The sequence below is a fragment of the Streptomyces sp. AP-93 genome, assembly GCF_022808175.1.
Classification (GTDB): domain Bacteria; phylum Actinomycetota; class Actinomycetes; order Streptomycetales; family Streptomycetaceae; genus Streptomyces.
The window spans coordinates 246,531-269,953 of record NZ_JALGBX010000007.1; the positions used below are offsets into that span (position 1 = coordinate 246,531).

The following is a 23,423-nucleotide window of genomic DNA, read 5'->3' on the forward strand; positions in this document are numbered from 1 at the left end:
ATGTACAAGATCTTCTTCAACCTGGTCTTCAAGCGGATGGACCCGGAGCAGGCCCACTACATGGCCTTCCGCTGGATCCGCCTCGCGGCCCGCACCCCGGTGCTGCGCACCTTCGTCGCCGCCTACCTGGCCCCCCGCCACGCGGAACTCCGCACCGAGGCCCTCGGACTGCGGATGCACGGCCCCTTCGGGCTCGCGGCCGGCTTCGACAAGAACGCCGTCGCCATCGACGGGATGTCGATGCTCGGCTTCGACCACATCGAGATCGGCACCGTCACCGCCGAGCCCCAGCCAGGCAACCCGAAGAAGCGGCTGTTCCGGCTGGTCCCGGACCGCGCGCTGATCAACCGCATGGGCTTCAACAACGAGGGCTCGGCGGCCGTGGCCGAGCGCCTGGCCGCCCGCAACCCCGTCTTCAAGACGGTCGTCGGCGTCAACATCGGCAAGACCAAGGTCGTCCCCGAGGAGGAGGCCGTCGCGGATTACGTCGCCTCCACCGAGCGCCTCGCCCGGCACGCGGACTACCTCGTCGTCAACGTCTCCTCCCCGAACACCCCGGGCCTGCGCAACCTCCAGGCCACGGAGTCGCTGCGGCCCCTGCTGAGCGCCGTGCGCGAGGCGGCGGACCGCGTCGTCACCGACCGGCGGGTCCCGCTGCTCGTCAAGATCGCGCCGGACCTCGCGGACGAGGACGTGGACGCGGTCGCCGACCTGGCCCTGGAGCTGGGCCTGGACGGCATCATCGCGACGAACACGACGATCGCCCGCGAGGGCCTGGGCCTGAAGTCCGACCCCTCGCTCATCAAGGAGACCGGCGGCCTGTCCGGCGCCCCGGTCAAGGAGCGCTCCCTGGAGGTCCTGCGCCGGCTGTACGCCCGCGTCGGCGACCGGCTGGTCCTGGTCGGCGTCGGCGGCATCGAGAACGCCGAGGACGCCTGGCAGCGGATCCTGGCCGGCGCGAGCCTGGTCCAGGGCTACAGCGCCTTCATCTACGAGGGCCCCTGCTACGCCCGCGCCATCCACAAGGGCCTGGCCGCGCGCCTGGCCGCCAGCCCGTACGCGACGCTCGCCGAAGCGGTGGGCGCGGAAACCCGAAAGGCCGCCCTGTGACCTCTGCGACTCCTGTGATCCCCTTCGGTACGCGGCTGCGCGAGGCGATGGACACCCGTGGGCCGCTCTGCGTCGGCATCGACCCGCACGCGGCGCTGCTCGCCTCCTGGGGCCTGAACGACGACATCGCGGGCCTGGAGAAGTTCTCCCGCACGGTCGTCGAGGCGCTCGCCGACTCGGTCGCGGTCTTCAAGCCGCAGGCGGCGTTCTTCGAGCGGTTCGGCTCGCGCGGGATCGCGGTACTGGAGCAGACCGTGGCCGACGCCCGTGCGGCGGGCACGCTGGTCGTCATGGACGCGAAGCGGGGTGACATCGGCTCGACGATGGCCGCGTACGCGGAGACCTTCCTGTCGCCCTCGTCGCCGCTGTTCTCCGACGCGCTGACGGTCTCCCCGTACCTCGGCTACGGCTCGCTGAAGCCGGCGGTCGACCTGGCCCGTGAGTCGGGGGCCGGCCTGTTCGTCCTGGCGCTGACCTCCAACCCGGAGGGTGCGGAGGTCCAGCGGGCGGTCCGTTCGGACGGCCGCTCGATCGGGGCGACGATGCTGGCGCACCTGGCGGCGGAGAACGCGGGCGCCTCCCCGATGGGCTCCTTCGGAGCCGTGGTCGGGGCGACGCTCGGGGACCTGTCCTCCTTCGACCTGGACATCAACGGGCCGCTGCTGGCCCCCGGCATCGGTGCGCAGGGCGCTACCGCGGCGGACCTCCCGGCGGTGTTCGGCGCGGCCGTGCGCAATGTCGTTCCGAACGTGTCGCGGGGCGTGCTGAAGCACGGGCCGGACGCGGCCGCGCTCCGCGCTTCCGCGCGGGCCTTCGCGGACGAGATCCGCGCAGCCGTAGCGGCGTAGCCCTGCGGGGCGGAGTCCCCTACCCACCCTTCGCCCGTTCCCCGGGGCTCCGCCCCGGACCCGTTGCCGCGCGCGGCGCCGTTGCCGGGGGCCAGCCCCCGGACCCCCGCTCCTCAAACGCCGGAGGGGCTGGATTTGGCCGGCCTCGGCCCGTACGTGGCTGTGAGGCCGGGCTGGATTTGGGCGGCGGCCTGCAGGTGGGCGTTAGGCGGGCTGGTGTGCCGCGCAGCGGCATATCCAGCCCCGCCGGCGTTTGAGGCGCGGGGTCTGGGGCGGAGCCCCAGGGGGTCCGGGCGCAGCCCGGGGCCCCGCTTCAGCCCGTCCGGCGTTTGAGGGCGGGGGCCGGGCAGCGCCCGGGAGCACACCCAGCCCCGCCGGCGTTTGAGGCGCGGGTCCGGGCGGAGCCCGGGGAACGGTGGAAGGGCGGGTCGGGGACCTCGCCCCGCGCAGCGGGAAACCGGTGTGCGGCAAGGGCGTAGGGCCCGGAGGGTCGGGGCTTCGGACCGGTGTGGTGTGGGGGGCCGAAGGGCGATCATGGGGTGGGGGGTTAGGCCCCCTACCCCGGACGGAGCGCCCCGCGTGCCCCCAGTACAGACCGTCGCCACGATCCGGCGGATCACGCCCGTCGGGGCCTATTATCATCTCGTCCTCGACGCCCCCGGCGTCACCGGCGTCCGCCCCGGCCACTTCGGCGCCCTCGCCATCGGCGGCCGGAATTCGAGCACACTGCTCCGCCGCGCCTTCTCCATCCACCGCGCCGACCCCGCCACCCGCACCGTCGAGTTCGTCTTCGCCGAGGCCGGCCGCGGGACCAGGGCACTGGCCGCGCACCGCCCCGGCGACACCGTGGACCTCATCGCCCCCCTCGGCACCCCCTTCCCGCTCCCCGACGGCCCGGTCGGCGCGGTCCTCGTGGCCGGCGGCTACGGCAGCGCCCCGATGTTCGCCCTCGCCGAGGAGGTCCTCGGGCGCGGCGGCCGGGTCGCCTTCGTCCTCGGGGCGGCCACCGGGGACCGGCTGTTCGGGGTCGACCGGGCGCAGGCCCTCGCCGAGCACGTGTACGTGGTCACCGACGACGGTTCGGCCGGACGGCGGGGACGGGTCACCGACGTGCTCCTCGAGGCCATCACGGTGACCGGCGCCACCGAGGTCCACTCCTGCGGCCCGATGGGCATGCTCAAGGCCGTCACGGAGATCGCCACCGCCGCCGGAGCCGCCAGCCACACCGCCGTCGAGGAGGCCATGGCCTGTGGGATCGGGATCTGCATGAGCTGCGTCCTGCCCGTCACCGGCCCCGACGGCGTCACCCGTTTCCTTCGCTCCTGCACATCCGGCCCCGTTTTCGACGGCACCACCGTCCGCTGGGACGACGCCGGAACCCTGCCCGAGGACCTCGAAGGCGCGGCCGCCATGACCCCGAAGGCGAGCGACCGGTGAGTCCCCTGAGTCCCCTGAGTCCCCTGAGTCCCCTCAAGCCCGAAGATGTCGACATGTCCGCGCCCCTCGGCGCTCACGTCACCCTCCCCAACCCCGTCTCCACCGCCTCCGGCTGCGCCGGCTACGGCCGGGAGCTGCACCGCTTCACCCCCTTGGACGAGCTCGGCACCATCACCACGAAGACCGTGATGCCGTACGTCCGCTCCGGCCGGGCCACTCCGCGGATGGCCGAGACCCCCAGCGGGATGCTGAACTCCATCGGACTCCAGGGCTCCGGCATCGACCACTTCGTCGAGCACGAGCTGCCCTGGCTGGCCGAGCGCGGGGCACGGGTTCTCGTATCGGTCGCGGGGGAGCGTACGGAGGAGTTCGCCGAGGCGGCCGCCCGGCTGACCGGGCAGCCCGCGGTGGTCGGCATCGAGGCCAACATCTCCTGCCCGAACGTCGCGGACCGCGGCCTCGTCTTCGCCTGCGACGCCGACGCCTCCTTCGAGGTGGTCAAGGCGGTCAAGGCGGCGGCCGACCCCGCACTGCCCGTCTACGCCAAGCTGACCCCCGACGTGACGCGGATCACGGACATCGCGGCCGCCTGTACGGAAGCGGGCGCCGACGGGCTCTCGATGATCAACACCGTCCTCGGGACGGCCATCGACACCGACACCATGCGCCCGGCCCTCGCCGGGGTCACCGGAGGCCTCTCGGGTCCGGCGATCCGGCCCGTCGCCGTCCGCTGCGTTCACCAGGTCCACGGCGCGATGCTGGCCGGCGCCGTCCGGCGGGTCCCCATCCTGGGGATGGGCGGGATCGCCTCCGGCCGGGACGCGCTCGAATTCGTGCTCGCCGGCGCTTCGGGCGTGGCGGTGGGGACCGCCTTGTTCAACGATCCGTCCGCGCCCCTGCGGATCCGCGACGACCTGCGCGCGGCACTCGCCGCACGCGGTTTCGGGGCGTTCGAGGACGCCGTCGGGGTGGCTCATCGCACTCTCTGACGAAATTCGAACGTCTTTCACCGGACAAATCCGGGGTGGTTTGTCCGTGATGTACGGTTCAGTGGAGGCTGACCAGGACTTTTCGTCCGTTCTCGCTGACTGGAGCGGTGATGGCCGCTAGTCTCCGAGCAGAGTCAACGAGCAGCGATCGAGCACCACCGCTGTTCGGGCGCTCGCCTGGTGTGATGCCTTCAGGCATTCCACTGGTCCGTATCCGACAGTTCGACATCCGAGGTGACGTAGGCGTGGCTCTTCCGCCCCTTACCCCTGAACAGCGCGCAGCAGCGCTCGAAAAGGCCGCCGCGGCTCGCCGGGAGCGGGCCGAGGTGAAGAATCGACTCAAGCACTCCGGCGCCTCCCTGCACGACGTCATCAAGCTGGGGCAGGAGAACGACGTCATCGGCAAGATGAAGGTTTCCGCTCTCCTGGAGTCCCTGCCTGGCGTCGGCAAGGTGCGAGCCAAGCAGCTCATGGAGCGCCTCGGCATCTCCGAGTCCCGGCGTGTCCGAGGTCTCGGTTCCAACCAGATCGCCTCTCTGGAGCGTGAGTTCGGCGGTAACGCCGCCTAAGGCGTCGTCCGAAGTTCTCCCGGCGTTCTCAGGCAGTCCCGAGAAGCTGGATAATCGCTCTATGGCAGCAGAGGTTCGTCCGCGGCTGACCGTGCTCTCCGGCCCTTCGGGGGTCGGCAAGAGCACGGTCGTCGCGCATATGCGCAAGGTTCACCCCGAGGTCTGGCTCTCGGTGTCGGCCACCACCCGCAAGCCGCGGCCCGGTGAGCGACACGGAGTCCACTACTTCTTCGTCAACGACGACGAGTTCGACAAGCTGATCGCCAATGGCGAGCTGCTGGAGTGGGCCGAGTTCGCGGGCAACCGCTACGGCACACCGCGTGGCGCAGTGCTGGAACGCCTGGAGAACGGCGAGCCGGTCCTGCTGGAGATCGACCTCCAGGGCGCACGGCTCGTACGCGAGTCCATGTCCGAGGCACAGTTGGTCTTCCTGGCTCCTCCGAGCTGGGACGAGCTGGTCCGCCGGCTCACCGGCCGGGGCACCGAAACCGCGGAGGTCGTCGAGCGCCGGCTCGGCGCCGCCAAGATCGAACTGGCTGCCGAATCCGAGTTCGACACCACCCTGGTCAACACCTCGGTCGAGGACGTCGCGCGCGAGCTGCTAGCCTTGATGAATGTCGTCTGATCGTTGACCGGTGTTCAACCGGTCCGGACGGTCCGAATTCGACACTTCTAGGTCTTACCCCATCTTCGGAAGGTAGAGCGTGTCCTCTTCCATTACTGCGCCCGAGGGCATCATCAACCCGCCGATCGACGAGCTGCTCGAGGCCACGGACTCGAAGTACAGCCTCGTGATCTACGCGGCCAAGCGCGCGCGTCAGATCAACGCGTACTACTCGCAGCTCGGTGAGGGCCTGCTCGAGTACGTCGGCCCGCTGGTGGACACCCACGTCCACGAGAAGCCGCTTTCGATCGCGCTGCGCGAGATCAACGCGGGTCTGCTGACCTCCGAGGCCATCGAGGCCCCGGCTCAGTAAGGCACGAGTGTCCTTTCACCACAGGCCCGGCAGAACATCTGCCGGGCCTGTGGTGTGTCATAGGTGTCATAGAGGTCATGCAGGTGTGGTGGCGGTCATCAGCCGAAGGGGCGTGTGTGGTGGGTAAGCCGAAGGTCGTGCTCGGAGTCAGCGGCGGGATCGCCGCTTACAAGGCGTGCGAGCTGCTGCGCCGGCTGACCGAGTCCGGGCACGACGTACGCGTGGTGCCGACGGCGGCGTCGCTGAACTTCGTCGGGGAGGCCACCTGGGCCGCCCTCTCCGGGAACCCGGCCTCCACCGAGGTCTGGGAGAGCGTCCACGAGGTGCCGCACGTACGGATCGGGCAGGGCGCCGACCTCGTCGTCGTGGCCCCTGCCACCGCCGACATGCTGGCCAAGGCCGCCCACGGGCTGGCCGACGACCTGCTCACCAACACGCTGCTCACCGCGCGCTGCCCCGTGGTGTTCGCACCCGCGATGCACACCGAGATGTGGGAGCACCCGGCCACCCAGGAGAACGTGGCCACGCTGCGCGGGCGCGGCGCCGTCGTCATCGAGCCGGCGGTCGGCCGGCTCACCGGCAAGGACACCGGCAAGGGGCGGCTGCCCGACCCCGAGGAGATCTTCGAGGTGTGCGTCAGGGTCCTGGCCCGTGGGGTGGCCGAGCCCGACCTCGCCGGCCGGCACGTGGTGATCAGCGCGGGCGGTACGCGCGAGCCGCTGGACCCGGTCCGCTTCCTCGGCAACCGCTCCTCCGGCAAGCAGGGCTACGCCCTGGCCCGTACAGCGGTCGCCCGCGGGGCCCGGGTCACCCTGGTCTCCGCCAACGCCGCGCTCGCGGACCCGGCCGGGGTGGACCTCGTACGGGTCGGGACGGCCCTGCAGCTGCGCGAGGCCGTGCTCAAGGCGGCCGCGGACGCCGACGCGGTGGTGATGGCCGCGGCCGTGGCCGACTTCCGGCCCGCCGAGTACGCGGGCGGGAAGATCAAGAAGAAGGACGGGCAGGAGCCCGCTCCCGTCGCCCTCGTACGTAATCCGGACATTCTCGCGGAGATTTCCGCCGACCGGGCCCGGGAGGGCCAGGTCGTGGTCGGTTTCGCCGCCGAGACCGACGACGTACTAGCCAACGGGCGGAGCAAGCTCCTCCGCAAGGGGTGTGATCTTCTCGTCGTCAACGAGGTGGGTGAGGCGAAGACCTTTGGTTCCGAGGAGAACGAAGCGGTCATCCTGTCCTCCGATGGGAGCGAGCTCGCCGTCCCCTATGGTCCGAAGGAATCGCTCGCAGACGTGATTTGGGATCAGGTCGCACCGCGCATCGGCGCGCGACGCGCCTGAGCGGAGGCTCTTTCCGCAGGCTGATCCTTGAGTAAGAATGGAGTGTCGCAGGTCACACGGCTCCCACAGGGCGAGACGGGTGGTCCGGCGAACGGTGGCGACCGATAAACTGCAGCCGGAACGTGATCGGGCGCAGCCTCCGATGTCGTCCCACCAATATTTCAGCCAGCAGCCGCTGCAACCCCAGGGAGCGTTGTGTCCCGTCGTCTCTTCACCTCGGAGTCTGTGACCGAGGGTCACCCCGACAAGATCGCTGACCAGATCAGCGACACCATTCTCGACGCGCTCCTCACCGAGGACCCGACCTCGCGCGTCGCCGTGGAGACCCTCATCACGACCGGTCTCGTCCACATCGCGGGAGAGGTGACGACGAAGGCGTACGCGCCGATCGCGCAGCTCGTCCGCGACAAGATCCTCGAGATCGGCTACGACTCCTCGAAGAAGGGCTTCGACGGCGCCTCCTGTGGCGTGTCGGTGTCCATCGGCGCGCAGTCCCCGGACATCGCGCAGGGTGTCGACACCGCCTACGAGAAGCGGGTCGAGGGCGACGAGGACGAGCTCGACAAGCAGGGTGCCGGCGACCAGGGCCTGATGTTCGGGTACGCCTGCGACGAGACCCCCGAGCTCATGCCGCTCCCGATCCACATCGCGCACCGCCTCTCCAAGCGGCTGTCCGAGGTCCGCAAGAACGGGACCATCCCGTACCTGCGTCCCGACGGCAAGACCCAGGTCACCATCGAGTACGACGGCGACAAGGCCGTCCGCCTCGACACGGTCGTCGTGTCCTCGCAGCACGCGGCGGACATCGACCTGGACTCGCTGCTCGCCCCGGACATTCGCGAGTTCGTCGTCGAGCACGTGCTGAACCAGCTCGTCGAGGACGGCATCAAGCTCGACACCGAGGGCTACCGCCTGCTGGTCAACCCCACCGGCCGCTTCGAGATCGGCGGCCCGATGGGCGACGCCGGCCTGACCGGCCGCAAGATCATCATCGACACCTACGGCGGCATGGCCCGTCACGGTGGCGGCGCCTTCTCGGGCAAGGACCCGTCCAAGGTCGACCGCAGCGCCGCGTACGCCATGCGCTGGGTCGCCAAGAACGTGGTCGCCGCCGGTCTGGCCTCGCGCTGCGAGGTCCAGGTCGCGTACGCGATCGGCAAGGCCGAGCCCGTCGGTCTGTTCGTGGAGACCTTCGGCACGCACAAGGTGGACGTCGAGAAGATCGAGAACGCCATCGGCCAGGTCTTCGACCTGCGTCCGGCCGCGATCATCCGCGACCTCGACCTGCTGCGCCCGATCTACGCCCAGACCGCCGCCTACGGCCACTTCGGCCGCGAGCTGCCGGACTTCACCTGGGAGCGCACCGACCGCGTGGACGCCCTGCGCACCGCTGCCGGCCTGTAGGACCCGCCTGATCGACGGACGGCCCCGGACCCTTGTGGTCCGGGGCCGTCCGCGTGCGGCGCCCCGTCCGCCGTTGTCGGTGGGGTTTGGTAAGAATGCGGGTGTGAGCAGCACCGATGACATGGGGGAGCGGAGCGCGCCGGGCGGTCCGCCGGAGCAGCTCGCGCTGATGCGGGAGATGGTCGCCGAGGCGAAGGCCAAGGCGCCCAAGGCCAAGCCGCGGACCTGGCGCGGCGCTTCCGTGGCCGAGGAACTGCCCGTGGCCCGGGTCCTCGTCAACAAGGGCGTGCTCCACCTCGACCGGCTCTTCGACTACGCCGTACCCGCCGAACTCTCCGAGTCCGCCCAGCCCGGTGTCCGCGTCCGGGTCCGCTTCGGCGCGGGCTCCCACCGGGTGCACGGCGGCCGCCGCGAGGGCGGCGGGCTCATCGACGGTTTCGTCATCGAGCGCCGCGCCGAGTCCGACTACAACGGAGCTCTCGCGGCCCTGGCCCAGGTCGTCTCGCCCGAGGTCGTGCTCGGCCCCCGCATGCTCGCCCTCGCCCGCGCCGTCGCCGACCGGTACGCCGGCAGCCTCGCCGACGTGCTCCAGCTCGCGCTGCCCGCGCGCAGCGCCCGCGCCGAGGCCAAGCCGTCCCCCGAACCGCTGCCCCCGCCCGCCGCGCCCGAGCCCGCCGGCTGGGAGCGGTACGGAGCGGGCCCCGGCTTCCTGCGGGCCCTGGCGGGCGGCGGAACCCCGCGCGCCGTGTGGACGGCCCTGCCCGGCCCCGGCTGGGCCGACGAGCTGGCCCGCGCCATGGCCGCCACCCTCGCCTCGGGCCGCGGCGCCCTCGCCGTGGTCCCCGACGGGCGCACCGCCGCCCGTGTCGACGCGGCGCTCACCGCCCTGCTCGGCGAGGGGCGGCACGCCCTGCTGACCGCCGAGTCCGGGCCGGAGAAGCGCTACCGCCAGTGGCTGGCCGTCAGCCGGGGTTCGGTGCGGGCCGTGGTCGGCACCCGGGCCGCGATGTTCGCTCCCGTACGGGACCTCGGGCTCGTCGCCGTCTGGGACGACGGCGACTCCAGCCACAGCGACGTCCACGCCCCCTTCCCGCACGTGCGGGAGGTGCTGGAACTGCGCGCGGTCACCGACGGCTGCGCCTTCCTGGTGGGCAGCACCAGCTGCACGGTGGAGGCCGCGCAGCTCGTCGAGTCCGGCTGGGCCCGCCCGCTGGTCGCCGACCGCGAGACGGTGCGCACGTACGCGCCCCGGATCCGGACCGTCGGCGACGAGCTGCTGGCCCGGGACGGGGCCGCGCGGGCCGCCCGGCTGCCGAGCCTCGCGTGGGAGACCGTACGGGAGGGCCTGAAGACCGGGCCCGTGCTCGTCCAGGTGCCCCGGCGCGGCTACGTGCCCCGGCTGGCGTGCGAGCGGTGCCGGACGCCCGCGCGGTGCACGGTCTGCGCCGGGCCGCTGGAGGCGCCCGACGCGCGGGACCTGCACTGCGGGTGGTGCGGGCGGGCAGAGCCGGCCTGGCACTGCGAGGAGTGCGGATCGTTCCGGCTGCGGGCCCAGGTGGTGGGCGCGCGGCGGACCGCCGAGGAGCTGGGGCGGGCCTTCCCGGCCGTCCCCGTACGGACTTCCGGGCGCGACCACATCCTGGACGAGGTGCCGGACCGGCCCGCGCTGGTGGTGTCCACGCCCGGCGCCGAGCCGGTCGCGGCGGGCGCCGGGTACGCGGCGGCGCTGCTGCTGGACGGCTGGGCCATGCTGAGCCGGCCCGACCTGCGGGCGGGCGAGGACGCGCTGCGGCGGTGGATCGCGGCGGCCTCGCTGGTCCGGGGGGACGGGCAGGTGGTGGTCGTCGCCGAGCCGACGCTGCGGCCCGTCCAGGCGCTGGTGCGGTGGGATCCCGTCGGGCACGCGGTACGGGAGCTCGCGGAGCGGGCGCAGCTCGGGTTCCCGCCGGTTTCCCGGATGGCGGCGGTCGCCGCGGGCAGCGCGGAACTGGTGCAGGCCTTCCTGGCGGGGGCCGGGCTGCCGCCGGACGCGGAGGTACTGGGGCCGGTGCCGCTGCCCGCGCGGCGGGGGGAGCCGTCCGTGGGGGAGCGGGCGCTGGTCCGGGTCCCGCCGGGCAGTGGCGCTGCGCTGGCGGCCGCGTTGAAGGCTGCGCAGGTTGCCCGGATGGCGCGGGGGGCTCCGGCGGCGGAGGCGGTCCGGATCCGGATCGATCCGCTGGACATCGGCTGACCCCGGCCCGGCCCGGCCGCGGGCTGCGGGTGCCCCGCTGCGCGGGGCGAAGTCCCCGCAGTAGCCCTTGCCGCTGCGCGGGGCGAACTCCCCGCAGTAGCCCTTGCCGCTGCGCGGGGCGAAGTCCCCTACCCGCCCTTCCACCGTTCCCCGGACGCTGCCCGGACCCCGGTCCTCAAACGCCGGACGGGCTGAACAGACCCCGGGGCTCCGCCCCGGACCCCGCGCTTCGAACGCCGGCGAGGCTCGGATCGGCCGGATGGGCTGGAGGACCTGGGGGTGGGAAATCCAGCCCGTCCGGCGTTTGAGGACCGGGGTCCGGGGCGGAGCCCCGGTTTCGGGAAGGGGCGGGGTGGGGGAAGCCGCCCGCAGGGCGACGGCCCGGTTCCGGCGGGGACGACGGAAGCCCCCGGCGGGGCGGCCTTGGGGGGCGCTCCGCCGGGGGCTGGCCGTCGGGGGTCGGCGTCCCGGCGGGGAGGGGTCAGCCGTTGCGGGGGCCGGGGAAGGCGGCGGTGCGGGACGCGCCCGACTCCTCGCGCACCGGCTGCGGCGGCACCGAGCGCGCCGCCGGGACGGTGGGCAGGGGCCCGAGGGTCCGGGTCGTCGTGCCCTCGGCCAGGGGCTCCCGCTCGGCGCTGCCGGGCTCGGCGCTCTGCGCCCGCCGGGCACCGTAGCGCCGGTGGACGGCCTGCTTGGTGACGCCGAGCGCCGAGCCGACCGCGTCCCACGAGAAGCCGAGCGAGCGGTCGAAGTCCACCGCGGCGGTGACCAGCGTCTCGACGCTGTCCCGCAGCTCCTGGGCGAGGCGGACGGTGGGCGCGGGTGCCCGGCCGTAGACGACGAAGCCCGTGGAAGGGCCTGAGCGGCGCGGGCGGTAGACGTTGCCGAGCTGGGCGGTGAGCGTACGCAGAGCATCCACCTGCCGGCGAACCCGCTCGATGTCCCGCACCAGGAGGTGCAGGCTGGCCCGTGCTTGGGCGTCGTGGGTGGCGTGGTCGGCCATGAAGAAGCCTCTCGAACCGGTGCTGAAGAGCGGATAGGGCCGCAGACACCGTTCTGTTTCGCGGCCCGTTTCGGTCAATCTCTCTTGACCAACGCGCTACCCGGTGGGCAGGTCACGCTGTGGGGGCGTGTCGGCATATGCGAGGAGCGCGCGTGTGTGCGTACGCCCCCTCGGCCGGGCAGTACAGGGGGCAGTACGACGCAGGTGGGACCGTGGGCGGACAGACCATAGACTGATGTGCTGCTGACAGCCGAGATAGCGAGGTAGACCCCAGTGAAGCTCGTCTTCGCAGGCACCCCCGAGGTCGCCGTGCCCGCCCTGGACGCTCTGATCGCCTCCGGGCGCCACGAGGTCGCCGCCGTCGTCACCCGGCCCGACGCGCCCGCCGGCCGAGGCCGTCGCCTCGTCGCCAGCCCCGTCGCCGAGCGCGCCGAGGAAGCCGGCATCGAGGTGCTCAAGCCCGCCCGGCCGCGCGACCCGGACTTCCAGGCCCGGTTGAGGGAGATCGGGCCCGACTGCTGTCCGGTGGTCGCGTACGGTGCGCTGATTCCCAAGGGCGCCCTGGACATCCCCAAGCACGGCTGGGTCAACCTGCACTTCTCGCTGCTGCCCGCGTGGCGCGGCGCGGCGCCCGTGCAGCAGTCGATCATGGCGGGGGACCAGGTCACCGGTGCCTCCACCTTCCGGATCGAGGAGGGGCTGGACACCGGCCCGGTCTTCGGGATCCTCACCGAGGAGATCCGGCCCACCGACACCAGCGGCGACCTGCTGACCCGCCTCGCCTTCGCCGGCTCCGGGCTGCTGGTCGCCACCATGGACGGCATCGAGGACGGCACCCTGCGTGCGGTGGAGCAGCCCGCCGACGGGATCTCGCTCGCGCCGAAGATCACCGTCGAGGACGCCCGGGTCGACTGGAACGCGCCCGCGATGCGCGCCGACCGGCTGGTGCGCGGCTGCACCCCGGCGCCGGGCGCATGGACGGTCTTCCGGGGGGAGCGGCTCAAGCTGGTCTCGGTCGGGCTCGTCGCGGACCGGACCGACCTGAAGCCGGGCGACCTGAGCGTGGCCAAGAACAACGTCTACGTCGGCACCGGCTCGCACGCCGTGGAGCTGCTCTGGGTGCAGCCGCAGGGCAAGAAGCCGATGAAGGCCGCCGACTGGGCGCGCGGGGTGCGGATCGCTCCTGGTGAGCGCCTGGGTGGCGGGGCCGACGTAGGTGGCGGGGCCGACGTAGGCTGATTTTCGTAGTTTCTTGTATTTCGGTTCTTGTTTTTCGGTTCTTGCAGTTCTTCCCGTAACCCCCGGAGCACCTTTCACGTGAGCGAGCAGCCTCGTAGCAAGCCGGCCAAGACGGCCAAGCCGTACCGCAGGCCCAAGAAGGACCCCGTCCGGATGCTGGCCTTCGAGGTGCTGCGGGCGGTGGACGAGCGTGACGCGTACGCGAACCTCGTGCTGCCGCCGCTGCTGAAGAAGGCCCGCAAGGACGAGACCTTCCAGGCGCGGGACGCGGCGCTGGCCACCGAGCTCGTGTACGGGACCCTGCGCCGCCAGGGCACGTACGACGCGGTCATCAGGGCCTGCATCGACCGGCCGCTGCGCGAGGTCGACCCGCCGGTGCTCGACGTGCTCTCGCTCGGCGCGCACCAGCTGCTCGGTACCCGGATCCCCACCCACGCGGCGGTGTCCGCGAGCGTGGAGCTGGCCCGGGTGGTGCTCGGGGACGGGCGGGCGAAGTTCGTCAACGCGGTGCTGCGCAAGATCTCCGCGCACGACCTGGAGGGGTGGCTGGAAAAGGTCGCCCCGCCGTACGAGGACGACGCCGAGGAACACCTCGCGGTCTTCCACTCGCACCCGAGGTGGGTCGTCAGCGCCCTGTGGGACTCGCTGGGCGGTGGCCGGGCCGGGATCGAGGACCTGCTGGAGGCCGACAACGAGCGGCCCGAGGTCACGCTTGTGGCGCGGCCCGGGCGGTCCACGGCGCAGGAGCTGCTGGAAGCGGTGGGCGAGGACTCGGCGCTGCCCGGGCGCTGGTCCCCGTACGCCGTCCGGATGGCCGAGGGCGGCGAACCGGGCGCGCTGGAGGCGGTGCGCGAGGGCCGCGCCGGTGTCCAGGACGAAGGCAGCCAGCTGGTGGCGATGGCCCTGGCGGCCGTCCCGGTCGAGGGCCGCGACGAGCGCTGGCTGGACGGTTGCGCGGGCCCGGGCGGCAAGGCGGCGCTGCTCGCGGCGCTCGCCGCCCAGCGCGGGGCGTTCCTGCTGGCCTCCGAGAAGCAGCCCCACCGGGCCCGGCTGGTCGAGCGGGCGCTCGCCGGCAACCCCGGCCCGTACCAGGTCATCACGGCCGACGGAACGCGCCCGCCGTGGCTGCCGGGATCCTTCGACCGCGTCCTGATGGACGTGCCCTGCTCCGGCCTGGGCGCACTGCGCCGCCGGCCGGAGGCGCGCTGGCGCCGCCGGCCGGAGGACCTGGAGAGCTTCGCGCCGCTCCAGCGCGGGCTGCTGCGCGAGGCCCTGTCGGCCGTCCGGGTGGGCGGCGTCGTCGGCTACGCGACCTGCTCCCCGCACCTGGCGGAGACCCGGGTGGTCGTGGAGGACGTCCTCAAGGGACGGGGCGCGGGTGCGGCCCCGATCGCGGCGGAACTGATCGACGCGCGACCGTACATGCAGGAGGTCCCGGCGCTGGGCGACGGCCCGGACGTGCAGCTGTGGCCGCACTTGCACGGGACGGACGCGATGTACCTGGCGCTGATCCGGAGGACCGGGTAGGCAGGGTCGTGTTACGCGACGGCGGTCCCCTCCAGCTCGACCAGCTGGCCGGGGATCGCCAGTCGGGTCACGCCGAGCATGGTGGTGGTCGGTGCCACCCCGGCGGCGCCCAGCCGCGCAGCCAGCACACCGTAGTGCTGGAAGAGCAGGTCGACGTCGGTCGTGTAGACGTTGAGGCGGACGAGGTCCGCGAGGGACATGCCGGCCTCGGCGAGCACGGCCTCCACGTTGTCGATGCTCAGTGCCAGCTGCGCCGCCATGTCCCCGTCGTGCTCGGGCTTGCCGTCCGCGTTCATCGCGGTCTGCCCCGAGAGGTACAGGGTCCGGGTGTGGCCGGAGACGACCTCGCCCTGGTTGAAGCCCATGTCGACTGACCAGGTCACCGGGTTGACCGCGGTTCGTTGCGTTGCCATTTCAGGTCTCCATCGGGTTGGTGGTGCGGTGGCTCGGCAGCCGCCCGCTTGTTCTGTTGATGAGCCTTGCAAGGAATCACGACACCCTCTGTCGTGTATTCCGATAAAGTTTTTTCATGCGCGCTGACCGGTTGGTCTCGCTGGTGCTGCTGCTGCGTCAGCGCGGTCGGCTGACTGCGGACACGCTGGCCCGCGAGCTGGAGGTATCCACCCGTACGGTGCTGCGCGACATCGAGGCGCTGTCGGCATCCGGGGTCCCGGTCTACGCGGAACGCGGCCGGCACGGTGGTTTCGCGCTGTCTCCCGGATTCCGGACCGAGCTCACCGGCCTGAACCACGAAGAGGCCCTTGCCCTGCTGGCCGCCGGATCGGGGCGCGGCGAGCAGGTGTTCGGCCTGGGCTCGGCGCTCGCTTCGGCGATGCGGAAGGTGGTCGACGCGCTGCCCGAAAGCCACCGGGCCACGGCGAGCGACGCGGCCCAGCGGTTTCTCGTCGACCCGGAGGCCGACCTGCTCTCGCGCCGGCTGGTCGCCGAGGAGGTCCCCGGATCCACGATGGTCGAGGTCCGGCGCGCGGTGCTCGCCGGACACAAACTGCGGATCCACTACGCGGCCACGGGCCAGACGCCGCAGTGGCGCACGGTGGACCCGATCGGGCTGGTCACCGTACGGGACCGGGGCTACTTGCTGGCCACGAAGGCCGGCGAGGACCGCACCTACCGGCTGTCGCGCGTGCTGGCCGCCGAGGAACTCCCCGAAGCGGCCCAGCGACCGAACCGGGTCGATCTGGACCGGATCTGGCGGGAGCGCTCCGCGCAGTTCCTCTCCGGCGGCGACCACATCGCCGTGCTGGTCCGCGTGAACCCGGCGCGGCGGGAAGACCTGCTGAACACCGCACTGGCGGTCCGCGCGGAAGAGCCCGACGCCGACGCGGACGGCTGGCTGCGCCTGGAGGTGACCTTCCAGGATTCACGACATGCCCAATGGGCCCTGTGGCAACTCGGCATGGATGGGGAGGCGTTGGCTCCGCAGTCGTTGCGCACGCTGCTGCACGACCGGGCGGCGGCGGTCGCGGCCCGGTATGGGGACTCGCCTGGGGGGCTGGGGGAGTGAGGGGTGGGGGTGTCGGGGTGGTGGCCCGGGCTGCGGGTTGGTCGGTGGCTGCGTGGGGTTCCGGGGGGATCGGCCGGGGGGAGGAGTGGGGAGGAGCGGGCCGGCTGGAGATGCCCAGGTCGCCTCCGGCCGATGGCCATCCGGACACGGATCCGGCAGGACCGTGACCTCAGCCGGAACGGACGCGCGGGGCGATCAGAGCATCCAGGACCGGGCGCCTGGACACCCTTCCCGCGACCGTCGACCGCCGACATGAGCGTAAGGACGACATACAGCCCCTCAGGGTCGGGGGGCGCGACAGATCGCTACACACTCCCACTCGGCTTAGCGACTACCGACCGTCCGTGGCTGATCTAGAGAGGGTGGCTGGTCTGGAGGGGTGGCTGATGTGGAGAGGCGGCTGCGAGCGCTTCGGTCAGCTGTCGGGGAGGTTGTCGCGGAGGTCTTCGGCGCGGAGGAGGTCGTCGGCCAGGGAGGTGCGGTCGGGGGTCGGGAGGGGGATCTGGTCGGCCTCGGACAGCAAGCGGGCGGCTAGCGGGGTGTCGTCCAGGTGGACGGCCATGGCGGCGCGGAGGATGAGGGCTTTCACGCGGGACGGGGGAGGGACGTCGGAGGAAAGGAGGCGGTCGAGGATCTTGGCGGCGGCCGCGTAGTCCTCTTTGGAATCGCCGAGGAGTGAGGCCATGTGGAGGGCCTTGGCCACCGGGTCCTTCGGAACCGGGGAGTGGTGGAGGTCTTCGCTGATCGGTTGGCCGATGCGAATGCTGTTGCCGCCCGGGTCGGCCATGATGAACTGCCGCATCCCGTAGGTGGTGTCCTTCAGTGGACCGATCCGGGGGAGACCACGGGTCGGGATCCTGCCCAGTTCTTGCTTCAGTCCGCTACGGAACTTCGCGTACAAACCGTCGACGTCGTCGGTCGTGATGTAGCACGCGCCGTACGACTCGGCCGGCTCGAAGCCCTTCAGTGCCGCGAACTGCAACTCGACGTCACCGTGCTGCACGACGGCATAGGCGTACGGACGTTCTTGATAGAACGTCACCTCGAAACCTATGGCCTTGTAGAAGTCGACCGTCTCGGGGATGGACCTGCAGGGGAGCATCGCCGCCAGTTTCTCGCTCATCCTCCGACCGTAGGACCACCCGCCCCGATTAGTCAAACTTGATTAGCATCCACTCTTCGTCCCTCGGCCACGGACGGTCGGTAGTCGCTAAGCCGAGCGGGAGTGTGTAGCGATCTGTCGCGCCCCCCGACCCTGAGGGGCTGAATGTCGTCCTTACGCTCATGTCGGCGGTCGACGGTCACGGGAAGGGTGTCCAGGCGCCCGGCCCTGGATGCTCTGACCGCCCCGCGCGTCCGTTCCGGCTGAGGTCACGGTCCTGCCGGATCCGTGTCCGGATGGCCATCGGCCGGAGGCGACCTGGGCATCTCCAGCCGGCCCGCTCCTCCCCACTCCTCCCCCCGGCCGTTCCCCGGGGGGATCCCGGAAGTCTTGTGGCGTTTCGGGGTGGGTCGGTCGGAAGCTCCTATGGATCGTCAAGTGGTGTGGGGGAGCGGGGTGGGTGTGCTGATCGGCCGGGTGAGGTGTCTGTAGATCTCGCGGGCGATGAAGCGTTTGAGGCAGCGCAGGATGTCTTTCTTCGAGAGGCCTTGCGTGGTGCGGCGGGTGACGTAGTCGCGGGTGCGTGTGTCGTGTCTCATGCGGGTCAGGGCGATCATGTGGAGGGCGTTGTTCGCGGCTCGGTCGCCGCCGCGGTTGAGGCGGTGGCGGTCGGTCCTCCCGGAGCTGGCGGGGATGGGGGCGGCCGCGCTCAAGTGCGCGAACGCCGCTTCCGAGGTGAGTCGGTCGGGGTTGTCGCCTGCGGTGATCAGCAGCTGTGCGGCGGTTTCGGGTCCAACTCCGGGAAGATCCAGCAGGGTTGGCGCTGCCTGGGCGACCAGTGGTCTGAGCTCGCGGTCCGCGTCGGTGATCTCTTCGGTCAGGTGCTGGTAGCGGCGGGCCAGACGCCGTAACGCGATCTTGACCGCGCAGGAGGGATCGCTGAGGTCCGCACCGGGCCGGGACCGGGCGAGCGTGGTGATCAGGTCGCTGGTGGGTAAAGATCGCAGGCGTTCGCGGACCTCGCCCGGGGCGGTGACGATCAGGTTCCGGATCTGGTTGATCGTCTGGGTCCGGGACTTCACCGCGCTCTTGCGGACCACGCGCAGGGCGCGGATGGCCTCCACGATCCCGTCCCGCGTCTTGGGGGTGCCGCTCGCGCGGCCGGAAAGGACCGCGGTGGCCGCCGCGTAGGCGTCGACGGGGTCGGATTTGCCGCTGGCGCGGCGGGCCCGCCGGTCAGGCCGGTCCACCTCGATCACGGTCACCTTATGTTTGCGCAGGCGGCGGGCGAGTTCAGCGCCGTAGGCGCCGGTGCCCTCCATACCGACGGCGATGACCTCGCCGTGTGAGAGGAGCCAGTCCAGCAGGTGCCGGTAGCCGTCGGGGGTGGTGGGAAACGCCTGGGTCGCCAGGTGCCGGCCGATCGTGTCGATCACGGCGGCCTGGTGGAAGTCGGTGTGGGTGTCGATTCCTGCGAGGACCGCTATCGGTTCTGCCATTCTTGGGGGGCTGCCTTCCGTGTGACACGCGAGGGACGGCACGCGCGCCGGCCGGAAAGCCGGACAAGACAGTGACGGGACCTTTGGCCGGGCTCCTATGAGGTCACTGGCCCACCGGCCGGCGCGCGCAAAAACAGCACCGCCCGGGCAGCCGACGATTCCAACCAAGGACAACCGAAGCGTCAGTCAAGGGTCGAGTCAGACCACCCGAACAAGGCCGCCATCATCCTCACTGTCAAGGGTTGAGTCAGACCACCCGAACAGTGCCGCCATCATCCTCACTGTCAAGGGTGGCCGAAGGCCATCGCGAAGCGACGCGACCGCAGGGAGCGCTCTTGACGGACCGGCCCACCCCGAAAGGACACTGGACTGCCGGGACGCCCCCCGGAACCCCACGCAGCCACCGACCAACCCGCAGCCCAAGCCCACCCCTCCCGCAGCCCCCGAAACCCGCCCCCCGTCTCCACTTCCGGGGTAGTGGCCGGAAGGCGTTGGCGGCATGGCACGCTTGGGGCATGGCCGTTCAGATCAATCCCAGCATCTTGTCCGCCGACTTCGCCCGGCTCGCCGAAGAGGCGAAGGCCGTTCAGGGGGCCGACTGGCTGCATGTCGACGTCATGGACAATCACTTCGTCCCCAACCTCACGCTCGGCGTGCCGATCGTGGAGTCGCTCAGCCGGGCGACGGACATCCCGCTCGATCTGCACCTCATGATCGAGGACCCCGACCGCTGGGCCCCTCAGTACGTCGAGGCGGGTGCGGGATCCGTGACCTTCCACGCCGAGGCCGCCGCTGCGCCCGTGCGGCTCGCGCGGGAGATCCGGGCCAAGGGGGCGCGGGCGGCCATGGCGCTGAAGCCCGCGACGCCGATCGAGCAGTACGAGGACATCCTTCCCGAGCTCGACATGCTGCTGATCATGACCGTGGAGCCCGGCTTCGGCGGTCAGCCCTTCCTTGACATCATGCTGCCCAAGATCCGCCGCACCCGGGAGCTGATCTCCAAGCACGGTCTGGAGCTGTGGCTGCAGGTCGACGGAGGCGTCTCCGCCACGACCATCGAGCGGTGCGCGGAGGCCGGAGCGGACGTCTTCGTGGCGGGCAGCGCGGTCTACGGAGCGGTCGATCCGGCGGCAGCCGTACGCACGCTGCGTGACCAGGCGGGTGCGGCGATCGCCGCCGCGCCCTGGGCTTGCGACCACTGAACCAAGGCTTGGTGAACAGCTCGGTGAACGGGAGCTGTCCAGGCTGATCAACGGCCGTCGGATCTGACAGGATGAACGGCGAGTCGAGAGTGTGAACACGAGAGTGTGAACAGCAGTGAGGAGAACGCGGTGTCTGCAATGTCGGCGGGACGGTCAGCCCTGCGGATGGGACCCGCGGAGCTGGTGCAGGCGGCGGCCATGGCGCGCCGCTTCTACCTGGAGGGGAAGTCCAAGATCCAGATCGCCGAGGAGTTCGGCGTGAGCCGCTTCAAGGTGGCCCGGGTCCTGGAGACCGCTCTGGAGCGCGATCTCGTACGCATCGAGATCCGCGTGCCGGCCGAGCTGGACGCGGAGCGCTCCGACGCGCTGCGCGCCCGGTACGGGCTGCGGCACGCCGTGGTCGTCGAGTCCCCCGCCGATGCCACCGAGGACGCGCCGGACCCGGAGAACCTGGGTGCCGTAGCCGCAGATCTGCTGGGTGAGCTCGTCAACGAGGGGGATGTGCTCGGCCTCGCGTGGGGGCGGTCGACCATCCACATGGCCGCCTCCCTGCACCGGCTGCCTCCGTGCACCGTCGTCCAGCTGACGGGGGTGTACGACGCCGGTACGGCCGAGCGCGGGTCCGTGGAGGCCGTGCGCAGGGCCGCGCAGGTGTCGGGCGGAGACGCCCACCCGATCTACGCGCCGATGCTGCTGCCCGATCCGGCCACCGCGGCCGCCCTGCGGAACCAGACGGGGATCGCGCGGGCCTTCGAGTACTTCGACAAGGTGACGGTCGCCGCCGTCTCCATCGGGTCCTGGGAGCCGGGCATCTCGACCGTCCACGACATGCTGAGCGACGAGGAGCGGGCGCACTACGCCTCGCTGGGTGTCGCGGCTGAGATGTCCGCCCATTTGTTCGATGCCGAGGGGCGCCGGGTCGGGCGGGACCTCGGCGAGCGGTGCATCACCGTGGAGGCGGACCGGCTGCGCCGGATCCCCGAGGTCGTCGCCATCGCCGGCGGGCTGCGCAAGGCGTCCGCGATCGGCGCTGTTCTGCGCTCGGGGCTCGTGACCAGTCTGGTCACCGACACCGCCGTCGCGGACTACCTGCTGACCGAATCGGAGCCCGGCCTGAGGCCGGCACTGGAGCGGGCCGACCCCGACGAGTGATTGTTCGGATTGGTCCGATTGTCCGGGCGAATGCCGGTCAAACGCGGGCACGTGATGTTCGCCGATGCGGATGGTGCCGTAATTGAGATCCGAACGGCGGACCGTTCGGCGGCCTGCTGGGCGCATACTGGGTGCAATGACAAAGTCCGCAGTACCTCGCCGCCATCTTCCGTCCAGCCCGTTCAAGGCCCCCGTGGAAGCGCCGCTCCGGCACTTCAGCGTCGGCGACCGGGTTTCTCACGATGAGCACGGCCTCGGCCGTGTCGTCGCCGTTGAGGAGGGGATCGCTGTCCTCGTCGAATTCGGGCCTGAGGTCCGCAAGCGCATTCTGAGCCCGTACACCAAGATGTCCGCCCTCTGAAGACACCGCGCGATTCGCGGGCGAATCGGATATTTGGCACGATCGGTGCATGATCTTTCGGAACGTGCCCCGATCGTTGCTGCGTGTGCTGGGGGCCGTGTTCCTCTGCGCGGCGCTGGTCGGTGCGGTGGGTTGCAGCGGGAAGAAACCCGCGCCTGCCGCGGCCACCAGTACGAGCGCGAGCGCCGGCTCCGGCGTTGACGTTGCCCCGAGTGGGGCGGCGAGTTCCGCTGTGCCGACGCCCGGATGGGCGAAGGGGATGGCGACGGTACGGGCCGCGGCGTTGCCGCAGCAGGCCCGGGACGTGCTCGCGCTGATCGACAAGGGCGGGCCGTACCAGTACCGGCAGGACGGGACCGTCTTCGGCAATTTCGAGAAGGCCCTGCCGCAGAAGAAGCGCGGCTACTACCACGAGTTCACCGTGAAGACGCCCGGTGAGCGGGACCGTGGGGCCCGGCGGATCGTGACCGGTGTGGGCGGGGAGTTCTTCTACACGGACGACCACTACAAGACCTTCAAGGCGGTTCTCCGATGAGCCTGGACCCGCGGCCCCTGGCCCCCGTGCTCGAAGCGGCCGAGGCCGCCGGCTGGGCGACCGTACGGCTGGATCTGGACGGCGTACGGAGCAAAGCGGAGCTGATGCGGCGGGCTGGGGGCGCGCTGCGGCTGCCGCCGTGGGTCGGGGGGAACTGGGATGCGCTGGCCGATGCGCTGAGGGATTTGTCTTGGTTGCCGGCTGCGCCGGGCCGGCTGCTCGCCGTGACCTCCTGGCGCGGGTATGCGGAGGCTCGGCCCGCGGACTGGGCGACGTTCCGGGAGGTGCTGGAGGAGGCCGTCGACTTCTGGCGGGCCGAGTCCGAGCGTGAGGGCGAGGCGCCGGGGTTGACGGTGCTGCTCGCCGAGTCCGGCCCGGGGCCGACTGCCGGGGCTCCGCCCCGGACCCCGCGCCTCAAACGCCGGCGAGGCTGAATTTGCCCCGGCGGGCCCGGCGGAGCGCGGGGGGTCCGCCGGGCTGAGGGGTCAGGGCTTGGGGATCCAGGGTGGGGTTTGGCCCCAGGACCAGACCGGGATGTCGGCCGCGTCCACCGGGGGTGGGTTGGGGCCCGAGTAGATCAGGGCCATGCGGGTGCCCCATTCGATGTAGTACGCGAAGACCGCGCGGAACTCGGGGTCCGTGGGCAGGCCCACCTCGTCGGCGGTGTCCGTCAGGAGGTCGACCCAGCGGCGGCGCTGCTCTTCGGTGATGCCGCGGCCCAGGTGCTTGGTGGCCATGTGCTGGTGGCCGCCGTGGGCAGCTGTGTACTGCTTCGGGCCGCCGAAGACCTCCGCCAGCCAGACCGCCACGTGCTGGGGGTGTTCGGAGTCCATGCCGGCGAAGACCGGGGCCAGGATCTCGTCCCGCAGGGCGTGGGCGTAGAAGACGTCCGTGAGGCGGTTCATCGCCTCCTCGCCGCCCATCCATTCGTAGATGGTGGGCGTGGTGCCGGGCGTCGTGTTCGGTGTGGTTTCGGGTGTGGTGCTCATGACGGGGTCGAAGCCTTTCCGGGGCCGGCCACCTTCGTGACGAGGTAGTGCTGCATTTCCTCGATGGCCGTGACGTACGGGCGGATCGCGCTGAAGAACGCGGGGAAGTGCTCGCCCTTGCGGAAGCCGTTCAGGTGGGCGTCGATCGAGGTCCAGCGGATGCGGAGGATGTAGCGCTCGGGCTCTTCCTCGCAGCGGGCGAGTTCGTAGTCGATGCACTCCGGCGAGGCGGTCAGGGCCTCGGAGGCCCTGACGTACGCGTCTTCGAAAGCCGGCTGGTCGTCCAATGCGATCCGGTAGCGGATGTATTCGACGGTGGTGGTCATGGTGCGGGCCTCTCCCTGGGGGCGGGCGTTGATCGCCGGTGGTCCGTGCCAGGCTTGCGCGATCT

At 71.4% G+C, this 23,423-nt stretch carries 24 protein-coding genes; 18 read left to right on the top strand and 6 right to left on the bottom strand.

The annotated features are described in order from the left end of the window. The 10 genes from MTF69_RS14550 (at position 1) to MTF69_RS14595 (ending at position 10,898) form a co-directional block, all read left to right on the top strand. Positions 1–1,110: a quinone-dependent dihydroorotate dehydrogenase gene (locus MTF69_RS14550; protein WP_243334543.1), complete on the top strand. Its 1,110-nt coding sequence runs from the start codon at positions 1–3 to the stop codon at positions 1,108–1,110. Then, positions 1,107–1,958 carry an orotidine-5'-phosphate decarboxylase gene (pyrF, locus tag MTF69_RS14555; RefSeq protein WP_308401404.1) on the top strand — a complete coding sequence of 284 codons (852 nt, stop codon included), beginning with the start codon at positions 1,107–1,109 and terminating at the stop codon, positions 1,956–1,958. The genes MTF69_RS14550 and pyrF overlap by 4 nt, the downstream gene beginning before the upstream one ends. Positions 1,959–2,537: 579 nt before the next feature. Then, entirely contained in the window at positions 2,538–3,395 is an 858-nt protein-coding gene (locus MTF69_RS14560) for a dihydroorotate dehydrogenase electron transfer subunit (protein WP_243334340.1), read from the top strand. Between the two features lie 53 nt (positions 3,396–3,448). Further along, positions 3,449–4,384 (top strand): dihydroorotate dehydrogenase, encoded by a 936-nt coding sequence (locus MTF69_RS14565; RefSeq protein WP_243334341.1) that lies wholly within the window; start codon positions 3,449–3,451, stop codon positions 4,382–4,384. 245 nt (positions 4,385–4,629) lie between these two features. Next, positions 4,630–4,953: an integration host factor, actinobacterial type gene (gene mihF, locus MTF69_RS14570; protein WP_243334344.1), complete on the top strand. Its 324-nt coding sequence runs from the start codon at positions 4,630–4,632 to the stop codon at positions 4,951–4,953. Positions 4,954–5,014: 61 nt separating this feature from the next. Beyond that, complete coding sequence (gene gmk, locus MTF69_RS14575; RefSeq protein ID WP_243334346.1) at positions 5,015–5,578, top strand: guanylate kinase; 564 nt, start codon at positions 5,015–5,017, stop codon at positions 5,576–5,578. 79 nt (positions 5,579–5,657) lie between these two features. Continuing rightward, the gene (rpoZ, locus tag MTF69_RS14580; RefSeq protein WP_004948662.1) at positions 5,658–5,930 is read left to right on the top strand and encodes a DNA-directed RNA polymerase subunit omega; all 273 of its coding nucleotides are present in this window, start codon (positions 5,658–5,660) and stop codon (positions 5,928–5,930) included. Positions 5,931–6,049: 119 nt separating this feature from the next. Beyond that, the gene (gene coaBC, locus MTF69_RS14585) at positions 6,050–7,264 is read left to right on the top strand and encodes a bifunctional phosphopantothenoylcysteine decarboxylase/phosphopantothenate--cysteine ligase CoaBC (protein WP_243334348.1); all 1,215 of its coding nucleotides are present in this window, start codon (positions 6,050–6,052) and stop codon (positions 7,262–7,264) included. A gap of 195 nt (positions 7,265–7,459) precedes the next feature. Beyond that, complete coding sequence (gene metK / locus MTF69_RS14590; protein ID WP_243334350.1) at positions 7,460–8,668, top strand: methionine adenosyltransferase; 1,209 nt, start codon at positions 7,460–7,462, stop codon at positions 8,666–8,668. A 121-nt stretch (positions 8,669–8,789) separates the two neighbouring features. Then, complete coding sequence (locus MTF69_RS14595) at positions 8,790–10,898, top strand: primosomal protein N' (RefSeq protein WP_243334548.1); 2,109 nt, start codon at positions 8,790–8,792, stop codon at positions 10,896–10,898. Between the two features lie 481 nt (positions 10,899–11,379). Here MTF69_RS14595 and MTF69_RS14600 read toward each other — a convergent pair whose 3' ends face one another. Beyond that, entirely contained in the window at positions 11,380–11,901 is a 522-nt protein-coding gene (locus MTF69_RS14600) for a hypothetical protein (RefSeq protein ID WP_243334352.1), read from the bottom strand. A 273-nt stretch (positions 11,902–12,174) separates the two neighbouring features. Here MTF69_RS14600 and fmt point away from each other — a divergent pair, with 273 nt between their 5' ends. Beyond that, a complete protein-coding gene (gene fmt / locus MTF69_RS14605; protein WP_243334353.1) occupies positions 12,175–13,140 on the top strand; it encodes a methionyl-tRNA formyltransferase in 966 nt (321 codons plus the stop codon). 78 nt (positions 13,141–13,218) lie between these two features. Beyond that, on the top strand, positions 13,219–14,667 hold the full coding sequence (locus MTF69_RS14610) for an RsmB/NOP family class I SAM-dependent RNA methyltransferase (protein ID WP_243334355.1): 1,449 nt from the start codon (positions 13,219–13,221) through the stop codon (positions 14,665–14,667). A gap of 11 nt (positions 14,668–14,678) precedes the next feature. Here MTF69_RS14610 and MTF69_RS14615 read toward each other — a convergent pair whose 3' ends face one another. Beyond that, the gene (locus MTF69_RS14615) at positions 14,679–15,080 is read right to left on the bottom strand and encodes a RidA family protein (RefSeq protein WP_243334357.1); all 402 of its coding nucleotides are present in this window, start codon (positions 15,078–15,080) and stop codon (positions 14,679–14,681) included. A gap of 116 nt (positions 15,081–15,196) precedes the next feature. Between MTF69_RS14615 and MTF69_RS14620 the strand changes: the two genes are divergently transcribed. Further along, positions 15,197–16,192 carry a YafY family protein gene (locus MTF69_RS14620; RefSeq protein ID WP_243334360.1) on the top strand — a complete coding sequence of 332 codons (996 nt, stop codon included), beginning with the start codon at positions 15,197–15,199 and terminating at the stop codon, positions 16,190–16,192. Between the two features lie 415 nt (positions 16,193–16,607). Here MTF69_RS14620 and MTF69_RS14625 read toward each other — a convergent pair whose 3' ends face one another. Both MTF69_RS14625 and MTF69_RS14630 read right to left on the bottom strand, forming a co-directional pair. Continuing rightward, complete coding sequence (locus MTF69_RS14625; protein ID WP_243334362.1) at positions 16,608–17,315, bottom strand: VOC family protein; 708 nt, start codon at positions 17,313–17,315, stop codon at positions 16,608–16,610. Positions 17,316–17,728: 413 nt separating this feature from the next. Continuing rightward, positions 17,729–18,793: an IS110 family transposase gene (locus MTF69_RS14630; protein WP_243334365.1), complete on the bottom strand. Its 1,065-nt coding sequence runs from the start codon at positions 18,791–18,793 to the stop codon at positions 17,729–17,731. A gap of 515 nt (positions 18,794–19,308) precedes the next feature. On the opposite strand from MTF69_RS14630, the gene rpe reads away from it, so the two are divergent. From rpe to MTF69_RS14655, 5 genes are all read left to right on the top strand, one after another. Then, complete coding sequence (rpe, locus tag MTF69_RS14635; RefSeq protein ID WP_243334366.1) at positions 19,309–19,995, top strand: ribulose-phosphate 3-epimerase; 687 nt, start codon at positions 19,309–19,311, stop codon at positions 19,993–19,995. 138 nt (positions 19,996–20,133) lie between these two features. After that, the gene (locus MTF69_RS14640) at positions 20,134–21,147 is read left to right on the top strand and encodes a sugar-binding transcriptional regulator (RefSeq protein WP_243334549.1); all 1,014 of its coding nucleotides are present in this window, start codon (positions 20,134–20,136) and stop codon (positions 21,145–21,147) included. A gap of 136 nt (positions 21,148–21,283) precedes the next feature. Then, positions 21,284–21,508, top strand: coding sequence for a hypothetical protein (locus tag MTF69_RS14645; protein WP_243334368.1), 225 nt, complete (start codon positions 21,284–21,286; stop codon positions 21,506–21,508). A gap of 259 nt (positions 21,509–21,767) precedes the next feature. Next, the gene (locus tag MTF69_RS43720) at positions 21,768–22,043 is read left to right on the top strand and encodes a ribonuclease domain-containing protein (protein ID WP_374323043.1); all 276 of its coding nucleotides are present in this window, start codon (positions 21,768–21,770) and stop codon (positions 22,041–22,043) included. Next, complete coding sequence (locus MTF69_RS14655; RefSeq protein ID WP_243334372.1) at positions 22,040–22,477, top strand: barstar family protein; 438 nt, start codon at positions 22,040–22,042, stop codon at positions 22,475–22,477. The genes MTF69_RS43720 and MTF69_RS14655 overlap by 4 nt, the downstream gene beginning before the upstream one ends. Before the next feature lie 51 nt (positions 22,478–22,528). On the opposite strand, the gene MTF69_RS43385 is transcribed toward MTF69_RS14655, so the two are convergent. Continuing rightward, positions 22,529–23,032, bottom strand: a complete 504-nt coding sequence (locus MTF69_RS43385; RefSeq protein WP_308401405.1) for a group II truncated hemoglobin — start codon at positions 23,030–23,032, stop codon at positions 22,529–22,531. Continuing rightward, a complete protein-coding gene (locus MTF69_RS43390; RefSeq protein ID WP_308401406.1) occupies positions 23,029–23,358 on the bottom strand; it encodes an antibiotic biosynthesis monooxygenase family protein in 330 nt (109 codons plus the stop codon). Before MTF69_RS43390 ends, MTF69_RS43385 begins: the two co-directional genes overlap by 4 nt. Positions 23,359–23,423: the final 65 nt, after the last annotated feature.